The sequence below is a fragment of the Chryseobacterium sp. SIMBA_029 genome, assembly GCF_046535275.1.
Lineage (GTDB): Bacteria > Bacteroidota > Bacteroidia > Flavobacteriales > Weeksellaceae > Chryseobacterium.
On sequence record NZ_JAWRXA010000245.1, the window covers coordinates 1 to 276 of the forward strand.

The window sequence follows — 276 nt, forward strand, 5'->3', positions numbered from 1 at the left end:
TTTCTTGTCCTCGGACCCACCTTGCCGGGGGTCGTTTGCAGCAGGTAGCTAGCGTGATGCCTCTTGGACATCCCGCAAGGCGTAAATTCCTTGCAACACCTGGGCATTGCTGCGGGGGGCCTTCAGGCTGTGTCGCAAGCCCTTGAACAGTCCGTCCAGCAACAGCTTTTTGTTGGGCGACGCGGCGATGGTCCTTGCCCAGTTCCTTAAGGAGGCGCCGGTGAAAAGTACCTTTTCCCAGGGTGCCAATGCTTGCGAGCGAGTGTAGACCCACAG

The 276-nt window shown here is 58.7% G+C and carries 1 protein-coding gene; it reads right to left on the reverse strand.

The annotated features are described in order from the left end of the window. Positions 1–48: 48 nt before the first annotated feature. The coding region (locus tag SB679_RS24005) for a hypothetical protein (RefSeq protein ID WP_410704750.1) at positions 49–276 on the reverse strand (228 nt) is incomplete at its 5' end.